General features: G+C 45.4%; 12 protein-coding genes. 5 read left to right on the top strand and 7 right to left on the bottom strand.

Annotated elements, in window-relative coordinates; genetic code table 11:
• Positions 1–380, bottom strand: a 380-nt coding sequence (locus NIES208_RS17900; RefSeq protein WP_139325100.1) for a hypothetical protein, incomplete at its 3' end; no start/stop codon positions are given.
• Positions 381–996: 616 nt separating this feature from the next.
• Positions 997–2,538 carry a phytoene desaturase family protein gene (locus tag NIES208_RS17895; RefSeq protein WP_075894350.1) on the bottom strand — a complete coding sequence of 514 codons (1,542 nt, stop codon included), beginning with the start codon at positions 2,536–2,538 and terminating at the stop codon, positions 997–999.
• 189 nt (positions 2,539–2,727) lie between these two features.
• Here NIES208_RS17895 and NIES208_RS17890 point away from each other — a divergent pair, with 189 nt between their 5' ends.
• The 5 genes from NIES208_RS17890 (at position 2,728) to rsmA (ending at position 6,871) form a co-directional block, all read left to right on the top strand.
• Positions 2,728–3,927 carry a Coenzyme F420 hydrogenase/dehydrogenase, beta subunit C-terminal domain gene (locus NIES208_RS17890; protein WP_075894349.1) on the top strand — a complete coding sequence of 400 codons (1,200 nt, stop codon included), beginning with the start codon at positions 2,728–2,730 and terminating at the stop codon, positions 3,925–3,927.
• Between the two features lie 228 nt (positions 3,928–4,155).
• A complete protein-coding gene (locus NIES208_RS17885) occupies positions 4,156–4,293 on the top strand; it encodes a chlorophyll a/b-binding protein (protein WP_075894348.1) in 138 nt (45 codons plus the stop codon).
• Positions 4,294–4,518: 225 nt separating this feature from the next.
• Positions 4,519–4,815: a hypothetical protein gene (locus tag NIES208_RS17880; protein WP_075894347.1), complete on the top strand. Its 297-nt coding sequence runs from the start codon at positions 4,519–4,521 to the stop codon at positions 4,813–4,815.
• A gap of 333 nt (positions 4,816–5,148) precedes the next feature.
• Positions 5,149–5,499, top strand: coding sequence for a hypothetical protein (locus tag NIES208_RS17875; RefSeq protein WP_075894346.1), 351 nt, complete (start codon positions 5,149–5,151; stop codon positions 5,497–5,499).
• 529 nt (positions 5,500–6,028) lie between these two features.
• Positions 6,029–6,871, top strand: coding sequence for a 16S rRNA (adenine(1518)-N(6)/adenine(1519)-N(6))-dimethyltransferase RsmA (gene rsmA, locus NIES208_RS17865; RefSeq protein WP_075894344.1), 843 nt, complete (start codon positions 6,029–6,031; stop codon positions 6,869–6,871).
• Here rsmA and NIES208_RS17860 read toward each other — a convergent pair.
• From NIES208_RS17860 to NIES208_RS17840, 5 genes are all read right to left on the bottom strand, one after another.
• On the bottom strand, positions 6,856–7,143 hold the full coding sequence (locus NIES208_RS17860) for a cupin domain-containing protein (protein ID WP_075894343.1): 288 nt from the start codon (positions 7,141–7,143) through the stop codon (positions 6,856–6,858). The genes rsmA and NIES208_RS17860 overlap by 16 nt on opposite strands.
• 80 nt (positions 7,144–7,223) lie before the next feature.
• A complete protein-coding gene (locus tag NIES208_RS17855; protein ID WP_075894342.1) occupies positions 7,224–7,952 on the bottom strand; it encodes a vWA domain-containing protein in 729 nt (242 codons plus the stop codon).
• A 205-nt stretch (positions 7,953–8,157) separates the two neighbouring features.
• The gene (gene folD / locus NIES208_RS17850; RefSeq protein WP_075894341.1) at positions 8,158–9,024 is read right to left on the bottom strand and encodes a bifunctional methylenetetrahydrofolate dehydrogenase/methenyltetrahydrofolate cyclohydrolase FolD; all 867 of its coding nucleotides are present in this window, start codon (positions 9,022–9,024) and stop codon (positions 8,158–8,160) included.
• 131 nt (positions 9,025–9,155) lie between these two features.
• A complete protein-coding gene (locus NIES208_RS17845) occupies positions 9,156–10,091 on the bottom strand; it encodes a succinate--CoA ligase subunit alpha (protein ID WP_084176683.1) in 936 nt (311 codons plus the stop codon).
• A gap of 23 nt (positions 10,092–10,114) precedes the next feature.
• A complete protein-coding gene (locus NIES208_RS17840; RefSeq protein ID WP_075894340.1) occupies positions 10,115–11,329 on the bottom strand; it encodes an ATP-grasp domain-containing protein in 1,215 nt (404 codons plus the stop codon).
• Between the last annotated feature and the right edge of the window lie 240 nt (positions 11,330–11,569).

The raw sequence follows: 11,569 nt of genomic DNA, 5'->3' as shown, positions 1-11,569 counted from the left end.
TAATTTCTATCAAACCCTCTCCTCCTACTTTTTTCCAGTTTTGTCCTGTACTGAGAGCGTAAATACTCAGCTTGAACATGACTCATAATCTTTTGTATCCGTTGCAAAGTAATGGCAGCAGAGGCAAATTTTTGTATCCGAACCTGCTTTTCTAACATGCCACACAAAACATGAACTTCGTTAACGCAACAGCGCTTTGCCACAGCCCGTAACTGACAAGCATAAATAAGTAAACTTTCAACATCTTGCTGGTGGAGACTCACCCTAAGACAATCAAGATATGCCGGAATTCTCTCTACAAAAGAAGTGACAATCTCTTGCTGAAAGGTTTGATCCCCATCATAGAGCTTATTTAGTTCTCTAAAATCTATAAGATTCATCACTTCATGACTCCTGTATATCGAAATATCAATCTACTTCCCAATGGTTTATATAACCCTTCAACTTTACACTCAAAAGTCTGTTTTTTTGTCTAGGAGTATTCTCCCTTTTTAAAGGCTTTCAAAGATAAAAGTCCTACACGAAAAAATAAATAGAGCACTGTTTAGGATTGACTCTGTTGTAATCTAATGATTTTGCGAAATGTTCCACTATGGCAGATTTCACTATTAGAAAATCTAAATCAACACAATAAAGAAGAAAACTGTGTCTACATAATAGCCATTGAAATCATGGGCAAATGACATTACCTATATTTTCTTAAGATTATTCGTAAGAAAAGTTTAGGGATTAAATCGGGCAATTCGAAATGATAGTTTTTTTTACACCATTGCCATAGGTCAACAACAATAAATACCCACTTAAAAAGTTTTGTTTTTTTTGTGTGAATTACGTATTTTCCCGTACTAGGGTGCATTCATTTGTTGTCTTGCTACATTTATTTTGCCACACGGTCATAAACATATTCGGTTTTCGTAATAGCCCAAGAGTTTTGCGTGATTTTTCGTAACTAGAGCATAAATTTATTGGATTGTGATAATTATTTGGCGATTATAATTATTTGGCGATCGCCTGCAATATCTGCAAATGATTTCCTAAAGGCGCAATCGTATTCGCCGCAATAATCCCCGACCCTGCCACCGCCGGAACGCCGATACCGGGAAATGTCGAGCCGCCGCAACAGTAAAGCTGCGAAATTGGGGTGGTACAACCGGGAAATCTCTCTTTCCCAGCAACTAGTTCAGGGCCATAGGTGCCGCGATAGGTGCGCAAAAATCTTTCGTGGGTCAGCGGCGTGCCGATAAGTTCGAGTTCAGTACGTTGACGAATATCTGGAATTACCTTTGCGAGGGCATCCCACATCACCTGGGCGCGAGTCTCCTTAAACTCGGCATAGTCGTCGGTATTACGCTGCTGATCTTCCCAGAGTTCATAGGGCTCAGTCGCCGGCAGATAAACATGCACACCATGCTTACCATCTGGCGCAAGACTCGGATCAAGCAACGACGGAATCGACACGGCCACCACATTCTGCTCTGCGGCCACACCCCGCTCCCAATCATTCACAATCAAGTAATGACATTCGGTCTCTGGGGGTAAGTCTTTGCCATCAATACCCAAATGTAAATGCATAAAGCTGCGACAAGGCTTCATTCCTTGACGTTTTTTGATAAAACTTTGGGGTAACTTTTTCTGGTCTAACAAACCTAAAGTATTCCAAATAGGGGCATTAGAAACAACAGCTTTTTTCGCGCGAATTTCTTCACCATTTCTGAGGCGAACACCGCTAGCTTTACCGTTTTCCATCATAATTTGCTCCACATGGCTATTGAGTTTGATGCTGCCACCAAAGTTTTTTAAACCACGAATTAACGCCTCAATAATTGCGCCGCTGCCACCTTTCGGATAATCCAGCAAAACTTCTGGACGATACCACTCGGCAAACATAAAGGCCATTTCTGCGCAGATCGTTCCCGACGCGGGCAATCCGGACAACATAAAGCACAGCAAATCTAGCCAATTTTTAATAAACGGATCCTGCACTGCTTTATTCATCACCTTGCCAAAGGGATCATTCAGCTGGGGAGCGTAAGGCAAATAGGGCAGCAGTTCTCCGGCATACTTTCCGAGGGTAAATATTGCGCCTAAATCTTCTCGAAAAGCAGCAAGGGGAAGTTTGACCGAGGCTTCTCCAAGAGGACGCATTTTTTCCTGCAAGTTACGCCACTGGGGAATGACATCGCTTTTTCCCATTTGGGTGAGCATTTCACAGAAACCGTCGGAGCCAACATCTGCCCGAAAGTACCCCTCTGGCAAATCAACGCCCCACGCATCATATTGTAACCATTCACAATCGACATCGAGTAAATCCATCACCTGTCGCAATGGATTCGACGATGGACTGTAGGACAGACCGGAATATAACGATGGCCCAGAATCGAAGTGATAGCCGTTGCGCACAAAGCTATGGGCAGCGCCCCCGGCGATCGCGTGACTTTCCAGAACGAGCACATCAAAGCCATATCGCGCTAATAAACCCGCGCAACACAGTCCACCAATGCCGCTACCGATTACGATAATTTCAGTATCTGGGGTCATCGTCTTCGCCTAATGTTCATACTCAAAATTTATCCTCAGATATCGTAACGTGCCTCAAGGAAGGACTGGCGATCGCCACCCTCTCCCCTTTGACCCGCTTTCCCTGTTACATTTCGTCACAAAAAACGACTGTTGTACAATCCTTTCCATTACGCTGACAAATACTGTTTTGAAGTCACATCGCCGCCCATGACTGCCCAAATTCCAGCCCACGAAAAAGCGAAGGGATTGCCCCGTGGCAAAGTTCGCCCAGCGAAAGATCTATGTAGTGACTGTGGTCTGTGCGATACAAAATTTATTTATTACGTCAAAGAAGCCTGCGCCTTTATTAATCAGCAGTTTGATCGCCTCGAAAACCTCGTTCATGGCAGACAGCGCAATCTAGACGACGAGCAAGAAATGTATTTCGGCGTGCATCAAAAAATGGTGGCCGCCCGCAAAAAAGACCCCATAGAAGGCGCACAGTGGACAGGGATTGTCAGTTCCCTTGCCTGCAAGATGCTTGATGCGGGACTAGTGGAAGGGGTAGTTTGTGTGCAGAATACGCCAGAAGATCGGTTTCAGCCTAGCCCTCTAATCGCCACAACAAAGGAAGAAATTCTCGCAGCGCGGGTTAATAAACCAACCTTATCTCCCAATCTCACCATCCTCGAACAAATTGAGCAGGGTGGTTTTAAGAAATTATTAGTGATCGGTGTTGGCTGTCAGATTCAGGCATTACGGGCAGTTCAGGACAAAATTGGCCTCGAAAAACTCTATGTGCTCGGTATGCCCTGTGTGGATAACGTTACCCGCGCTGGCCTCCAAAAATTCCTTGATACCACCAGCCGATCGCCGGACACAGTGGTGTACTACGAATTTATGCAAGACTTCCGGGTGCACTTCAAGCATGAAGACGGTTCCACCGAGCTTGTGCCTTTCTTCGGTCTCAAAACAAATCAACTCAAAGATGTGTTTGCCCCCTCTTGCATGAGCTGCTTTGACTATACCAATGCCCTCGCCGATATTGTGGTGGGTTATATGGGTGCGCCCTATGGATGGCAGTGGATTGTCGTCAGAAATGACACAGGCCAAGCAATGTATGATCTCATCGCCGACGAAATTGAAACACAACCCGTCGACTCTAAGGGCGATCGCAAACAGGCAGTCCAACAAAGCATTCCCGCCTACGACAAAGGCGTGACCCTGCCCATGTGGGCAGCCAAACTCATGGGTGTGGTGATTGAGAAGATTGGCCCCAAAGGCTTGGAATATGCCAAGTTTTCCATTGACTCCCACTTCACACGCAACTATCTCTTTACCCGTCGCAACTATCCGGAAAAGCTTGAGACCCATGTCCCAGAGTTTGCGAAAAAGATTGTAAGCCAATACGAATTACCGCAGGACTAAATCCTTTTCTTTCAATTTCGAATAATTTGTGAGCCTTGTTGCTGCTGGCTGAGGAGTCGGTGGCAACAGGCTCTCTTTTGGTTAACGCGAAAAATAGATAAGAAAAACCTATACTGCTAGATAAGAAAGAGTAATCTGAACTGAGTCTAAGGTTGTAGCAGTTCTATGTAACTCTTTGTTAAGCTATGGGTGTCAAGCAATTATCTCTTCTTTACAAAAGGTTATATCATGGACGACAAGAAATTTGGTTTCACCGCTTCTGCAGAAAACCTCAATGGCCGCATGGCAATGATCGGCTTCGTTGCAGCTCTCATTCTTGAGCTTGCTACTGGTCAAGGCGTTCTTCACTTCTTCGGCCTCCTCTAGGTTTAAATTTTCATTGTCAATCTCTACTATCTTTAGTTTTGGCTAGGCGTTCATTGGATGCTTAGCTTTTTTATTGCCTAATGGTTTGGGGGAAATACGCGCTGTTATTGTTGGCTCGATGTTCTGCGTTATTTATATTTTAAAAGAGTATTTTTTTAACCATGTTTGTTTGAATGCCATGGCAAGGAGTATCCATCGTGTTCTTGGTATGTGCATAGAAATAATATGACTTTCAAGTTTGTGATTACCCTTGCCCTTGTTTGTTGCTTCTTTTTAAATTTTGCGGGAGTGGCGATCGCCGCCCAATGTCGAACGGTCGATCATCAAGAAATTTGTTTAGTCTCCATCAAGAGAAGCGCGAAGTACCACTGGCAGTATCGAGCTGAGCTCAAAATCGATGGCCAGCGACAGCCCTCAGAAAAGTTTGATTGTCGTGAACCGGTAGGGAATAGACCGGGCGATCGCCAAGAACGACAAAAACAAAAACGAGACTTTGTTTGTAATCTTATTCCAAAACGATAGTAAAGCTCATCAATGGCGATCGCCGTCAGAGAAATCAATAATCTCGAACATCAAAGAAGCAAAAGCAAAAATTGAAGCAACTAAATATTTTGCCCACTCTAAACCATGGGAATATCCACAAAAAACAATCTATCCCTATTGAGAGATGCCCTTTTGGGTCGGTTGATGGATGCATTTTAGTAGCATTAAAAGCTACGATTAGGATATAGATTGAAAGCAAGAAATTAAATCTTTGACAAGTTTCAATAGTATATATTGTTGATTTATCTTTAGTTGAGTGTGATTGATTTCTTCTTGATATCTACTGTCGCAAGTAAGGAAAAATATTTATCAATGGAAATCTTAAACGATACCAATAAAACGAAGGACGACGGTCTCAATACGACGACTCATATCCCTGAAGAATTAAACCAAGAAAAAGTAAGTAATGGCGAAGAGCTTGTCCCCTCTGAAGTTGCTGCTCGTAAAAAGCGCGAGGGTGAACTTGAGCCAAGTAAAGTTGATGGTTATACCGTTAGTGGCCAAGGTCTAATCAATAATCACGCTGTTACACCGCCCATGTATACCTCCGACAAACCGACTACCGAAAAGCGTAGAGACTTGACTATGGTTGGCATTGTGGGTATATCTATTGTTGTTCTTGCCTTGGGGGCAACCATCATTGCGAGTATGGCTGGTGTATAGACACTTTCACAATTGAATAACTGTTAGGTAATTTTGGAGGAGATAAATGTCTCCTCTTTTTTTAGTGAAAGTTTATTTTTTATGAGTTTTTTTGGACGAGTAAAATTAGTGGATAGTTATATTTTTTTACTATATTTTCAATATGAAAGCCAGTATTTGATATCAACAATTCTTACACATGTCAGTTTTTCTTTAAATCAAGCGTCCATTCATAGGCAAACATTTTAAAGCGCAATTTAGCTTATGGATAAACAAAAGCGAGTTGGAGTTTTCAGCTTCTAAAAAGTCAGTATTTACACCGCTTTTATCTAGGATTTTTGAGACAACAGACTCCGCTGGGAGATCACTCTGATATTTGATTTTTATCTTTTCACAGCTAACGGTATTAGTCGCCATCATTCTTGAAAAATAACAGGCCAAGATTCGGCGGACTGCCGAGGAAGCCTAATAAATAAATTTTTGACGGCTGCCCAGGGACAGCACACCAAGGCTTGTAGAATAAAAGATTCCTTTTATTGCAACGAAAACTATGCGCGCCCGAAAACGTTTTGGTCAACATTGGCTGACTGATGACAGTATTCTCGATCAGATTGTGGCGGCAGCGGATTTGCAGAAGGGCGATCGCCTCCTAGAGATTGGGCCGGGGAAAGGTGCTCTAACCAAACGATTGTTGCCCGCAGCGGCGGCATTATTAGCAGTGGAGATTGACCGCGATCTCTGCAAATTTATGGTGCAGAACTACGGCGATCGCGATAATTTTTTGTTGCTAGAGGCAGACTATCTAAAAAGTGATATCGATGAATTTTTAAACGATTTCCCCAAATTTCAAAATCCCCGCAAAGTAGTTGCCAATATTCCCTACAACATCACAGGCCCGATTATTGAAAAACTCCTCGGACGCATTGCCACGCCTAACCCCAACCCCTTTGAGTCCATTGTGTTGCTCATCCAAAAAGAAGTCGGCGATCGCCTCATTGCCGTCCCCCACACCAAAGCTTTTGGGGCATTAACCCTACGAGTGCAATATTTGGCCGAATGCGAAACCATTTGTCTTGTGCCACCGAAGGCCTTTCGTCCAAAACCAAAAGTCGATTCTGTCGTTATTCGCATCACGCCACGTCCCCTCGCGAAACCAGCTCAAAACCCAAAGCTCCTCGAAACCCTAATTAAAGTTGGGTTCATGAACAAGCGAAAAATGCTCCGCAATAATCTCAAAGGTCTGTACAGCACAGATATTCTTGATGGAATTTTTGCCGATTTAGATATTAGCCAAAAAGCACGGGGTGAAGAAGTCGATCTGATGCAATGGATTGCCCTCAGCGATCGCCTGAATGAACGACCCCATCAATTACCCGATCAATCGAACGAATAATGCTTTTTCACGGCTTGCCGAATATCCCAAGTACACTGAAGTTGCGCTGGAAAAGTAACTAAATCCCCCTTCCCCAGTGCGATAGGTGCGCCGCCTGCGGGAGTCACAATCACCTCACCTTCGAGCAAATAGCAAGTCTCTTTAACATCATATTGCCAAGGAAAAGTAGAGACCTCCTTGGTCCAAATCCCCCAACTGAAAACCCCCAACTCTTTCAGTTTTGCAGGGTCTGGATTGTGCTCTATTTGAATTTTTTCTGCAATATTAACCATTGTGACTGCGATCAAAAGATAAACAACGATATTGTCCAAATCAATGGAACAAAAGGAGGATAATAGGGGAGCAACACCCCTTAATCTTGGAAATACAGGCGACTGTCAAAGGATATGGCACGCATTTGAGTATTGATACTTTCTGCCTCCTGACGACTCGTAAAAGGGCCAATGGCAATGTGGTTACCGCGGGGGGCATCACGTTCCTGCATGAGGTTGGGGTTAATGCCCGCCTGACGTAACTGACTTTGCAGATCACTTGATAAAAGGCCACGGGTCGGAATGGCCACAAAGTAGCCTGCCACGCTATCAATGCTGGAGCCTATGGCTGCGACGGGGGAATTGCCGCCCACTGCGACAACATCTGCGGCAATGCCTTTGGCCTGTAAATCAGTCCGTAAACTATTGGCATTTTGCTGTTCTGAAAAAAGACCCACTTGGATGCGATCGCCCCGTAGAAAAGCATTCGGCTCGACCTTTTTTACTGCTGCCAACATTAAAGAGTCACTATTAGCAACCTCGACACGGTAACGCGTAGCATAGTTCACGGCATTATTCGGATTAACGACCGCCGTCGGCGCTTCAAAGTTAAATTCTCGCAGAGACGGCGGCTGGTCAATGGGGACAACAACATTGGTTGTTTTACTATCCTCCGGTGTGCCTCGCAATGTGGGGATGGCTGGCGGCGTGGGGGGTAATCCTTCAAAGACCGTGACTTGGGCTACGGCGATCGCCCCCGTTGAGAGGTATCCCAGTAGACCAAGACTGGCAACAGTTTGAACTGCGCGGGTTTTCCTTAATTGTTGCATTGCGTCTCTCCAGCCCATATTCCATAACTGATTTTTTGGGTCGGCTATGGCTAGGCTTAAATCCCTAAAAAAACATAATCTCACGCTTAAAATTAACTCACATCCTTGAATTTTTCACGACAAATTAACGATTAATTTCCTTTATTCATCGTTATCACGGCGGAATTAAACGCTGTGGGCAGCATTGTAGAAAGGGCGATCGCCCCTAGGACAGCTTGGCTTCGTAGCTATGAAAGGTATTTTGCAACAGCATTGCGACGGTCATGGGGCCAATGCCACCGGGAACAGGTGTAATGTAGGAGGCTACTTTTTCAGCCGCATCAAAGGCAATATCACCCACTAAACGCGCCTTACCAGTGTCGGGATTTTCCACGCGATTAATGCCCACATCAATGGCGATCGCCCCCGGTTTGATCATGTCAGCGGTGATAAATTCTGGTCGACCAACAGCCGCAACAAGGATATCGGCATCGCGAGTCACAGCCGCGAGATCGGCGGTACGGGAATGGGCAATGGTAACAGTAGCATTTGCATCAAGCAACATCAACGCCAGGGGTTTCCCGACAAGGATACTGCGCCCCACCACCACTGCTTTTTTTCCAGCAAGGGGGACATCATACTCTTGCAATAATGCCATCACACCGTAGGGGGTGCAGCTACGTAATCCCGGTTCGGAGCGGACAAGGTGACCTAAATTTAAAGGGTGTAAACCGTCGGCATCTTTTTCTGGGGCAATGGTAAGGAGTAACCCCACAGAGTCGAGATGGTCAGGCAACGGGAGCTGTACGAGGATGCCATCAACCCGTTCATCGACATTAAGCGCTTGGATGACGGCTTCTAATTCTGCTTGGCTAACATCGGCAGGAAAATGTTTCCCAAAGGAGGCAATGCCCACCCGTTCACAGGAACGTTCTTTATTGCGGACGTAGGCAGCACTGGCTGGATTGTCCCCCACCATCAACACAGCCAAGCCCGGTGGACGACCCATTTGTGGTTGGATTTGGGCGATTTTTTCTTTGAGGTTAGCTTGAATTTTCTTGGCAAAGCCTTTGCCATCAAGGATTTGTGCCATGGAGATGATTGGTGTAGAGATAGGAACTATAGGATGGCGATCGCCATGAAAGTTATGGCAAAAGCCGGATATCAGGCTTAAGGGTATCCTAATTTACTGCTGTTTAATTTACTGCTGTTTAATTTACCGCTTTAATTTACCGCTGTTTTTGATTTACGGCGACTACGAGATTTGGCAGGGGCGATCGCCTTTTTGAGGAGTAGCGGTACATCCTCTAGGGTGCGAGCAAACATTAATTTTTCCCGTTTAAAGGCCGCCGCCATCTCCGTTTCACTGTAGGTTTCACTGAGGCAATAGGACAGTTGATTGGCAATAATTGTGCCTGCATCATGACAACTTTGGTGTAGGGGAGCATGGTTGCCGCAAAGATATGTAACAACAGGGGTGGCAATGTCGTCCCGAATGATCGGAATTAATTCAATCTCTTCCTGGGAACTGTACCGTCCCAAAAGGGCGATCGCCTTAGTCTTCGGATCCGCATCCAGAATACTCAGCCATTGGGCAAAATTAGAGCCGGGCAAATCGGCATTGCCCACATCGATGACACAGGACTGCCCCAAACCTTCTTTATTAAGCAAAATCGCCGCCTCTTGGGAAAGACTACTAAAGCGACTGAGGAGAGCCACATCCCCCGCCTGAAAATGATTCACAAATCCTGTGCCGAGCCATAATTTTCCCGGGACAATGAGGCCGCTACTGCCGGGGCCTAGAATACGCACTTTCTGCCGTTTCGCCTTACAAAATAAACGCACCATATCCAATGGTGGCACGCCAGCTGACACGATAATTAATTGTTTAATACCGGCGGCGATCGCCTCAAAGGCCGCATCCAACACCGCAAAGCGATCCACAAAAATCAAGCTCGTAGTGATATCTCCCAGCTCACTATTTGCTGTCATCACCAGATCAAATACAGGTAGTTCATGAACCGTCACCCCACCCTTGCCAGCACTCACCCCCGCCACAATCTGAGTTCCGTAGGCTAGCATACGGGGCACATAATATTGCGCCAATGGCGTATCAATACCCTGTACTAAAATGTTTTCGTTCGTTTCCCAAGTCATCATATGTTTCTTTGTGGAACCTCAACCTAAGGGCGAATTTCTGTTTGTTTACCAAGGGCGATCGCCCGACGAATAGCATCCCCTAAATCAGTCTCCCAGTAGAGGGAACTATCAAAGGTATTTTCAATGGTCGGTAAACACCGCACCACAATTTCTGGCAGGGGTGGCTCCAGTTGGGTCGTAGCAGTTGTCACCGTCGGCGTTTTCCCAAGGGTGGGAGCACGGTTGATAACGGGATTTGGCTGATTTGTTTGCCCCACAAGATAGTGCAAAATTTGTTGATTTATTTCTTCATCTGCCACGAGGTTCAGGAGCAACACATTGACCTGGGGCAAGGTTTTAAGCTGTTCTAAAATGGCCATAATTTGCGTGTCCAGCTCATTCGGGGAAAACACTAAACTCTGGGCGCGTGGGCCTAAAATCCAACAGCAGGCGGGATGGCCTTTTTGATTGTGAATCATGTCCCACAGTAATGCCGCCGAGCCGACACCAAAACAGATAATGCCAATGTTGCCCCCTTTGATATCATGCTCCCAAAATAGAGCGTTGCTCTCCTCTGCTTGTAAGGGACTTTGGGGGGTGGGGCGATCGCCAAAACTAGCAATATCAGGATGTTTTTGAATGGCGGTGTCATGGGCAGTCACTTTACCATCCAGAGCCATGAGCTCCCCATTTTCACCAATGCCCAAAGGATTAATTTCAATGAGATCTAGATCCTTTGCCAACAGGAGATCATACATTTTCCCAATCACTTGGCTGAGGGAAATAACCAGTTCCCCAGAAAACCCCATCTGATTCAGGAGGTGGCGGGCATAGAAAGGCGAGAAAAATTCTTCAATGACAACCTGTTGCAAATTAGCAAGGAGTTTATTGACATCCATGCCGCCATAGGCTGAGCCCAGCAACACAGGACGTTGTAGTTCGTAATCTAGGACAACTGCCAAAAAAATTTCCTGTTGACTACGGTAATGGGCTTCTGCTAAAAGCACATCGGGATATTGGCCGGCGATCGCCAAATTAAAGATATTTCGGGCCGCGGCGATCGCATCAATGGTATTTTGCGCCGGTTTAATGCCCCCAGCCTTACCCCGTCCCCCACTACAAACCTGCGATTTTAAAACAATGGGATAGGGAATTTGTAACTGCTTTAGTTCCCGCGCATCAGAAATAATTTGTGACGGTAATGTCGGAATACCCACCTGTTGAAAAAGTTGTTTAGCTTGGTATTCGAGCAATTCCATAGCAGTAGACGGGACCTGTACAAACTTCAATACTTAAATACAACTGTAGCGAATGGAGCTTCGTCTTTCTCCTCTAACACTATATCGAATTGAGATCCCTTACCCTATCGTGCAACAAGCGGTCTTTGCCATTAGACAACATTAGCAACGTGCCAAGACCAAAAGTGGGATCATAAAAATTTAACTAACGTCAGTTATGGATAAGAATGTAGCCAAAATTCTTTAGAGAAAAGGAGACAC

The organism is [Limnothrix rosea] IAM M-220 (assembly GCF_001904615.1).
Taxonomy (GTDB): Bacteria; Cyanobacteriota; Cyanobacteriia; order Cyanobacteriales; family MRBY01; genus MRBY01.
The sequence above is the reverse complement of the archived record's forward strand: the minus strand, read 5'-3'. Positions and strand labels throughout refer to the sequence as shown.

Coding starts and splice junctions, on each gene's coding strand:
- NIES208_RS17840 (WP_075894340.1), bottom strand. CDS start 11,329: ATGGAATTGCTCGAATACCAAGCTAAACAACTTTTTCAACAGGTGGGT.
- NIES208_RS17895 (WP_075894350.1), bottom strand. CDS start 2,538: ATGACCCCAGATACTGAAATTATCGTAATCGGTAGCGGCATTGGTGGA.
- NIES208_RS17845 (WP_084176683.1), bottom strand. CDS start 10,091: ATGATGACTTGGGAAACGAACGAAAACATTTTAGTACAGGGTATTGAT.
- rsmA (WP_075894344.1), top strand. CDS start 6,029: ATGCGCGCCCGAAAACGTTTTGGTCAACATTGGCTGACTGATGACAGT.
- NIES208_RS17855 (WP_075894342.1), bottom strand. CDS start 7,952: ATGCAACAATTAAGGAAAACCCGCGCAGTTCAAACTGTTGCCAGTCTT.
- NIES208_RS17880 (WP_075894347.1), top strand. CDS start 4,519: ATGACTTTCAAGTTTGTGATTACCCTTGCCCTTGTTTGTTGCTTCTTT.
- NIES208_RS17875 (WP_075894346.1), top strand. CDS start 5,149: ATGGAAATCTTAAACGATACCAATAAAACGAAGGACGACGGTCTCAAT.
- NIES208_RS17890 (WP_075894349.1), top strand. CDS start 2,728: ATGACTGCCCAAATTCCAGCCCACGAAAAAGCGAAGGGATTGCCCCGT.
- NIES208_RS17885 (WP_075894348.1), top strand. CDS start 4,156: ATGGACGACAAGAAATTTGGTTTCACCGCTTCTGCAGAAAACCTCAAT.
- folD (WP_075894341.1), bottom strand. CDS start 9,024: ATGGCACAAATCCTTGATGGCAAAGGCTTTGCCAAGAAAATTCAAGCT.
- NIES208_RS17860 (WP_075894343.1), bottom strand. CDS start 7,143: ATGGTTAATATTGCAGAAAAAATTCAAATAGAGCACAATCCAGACCCT.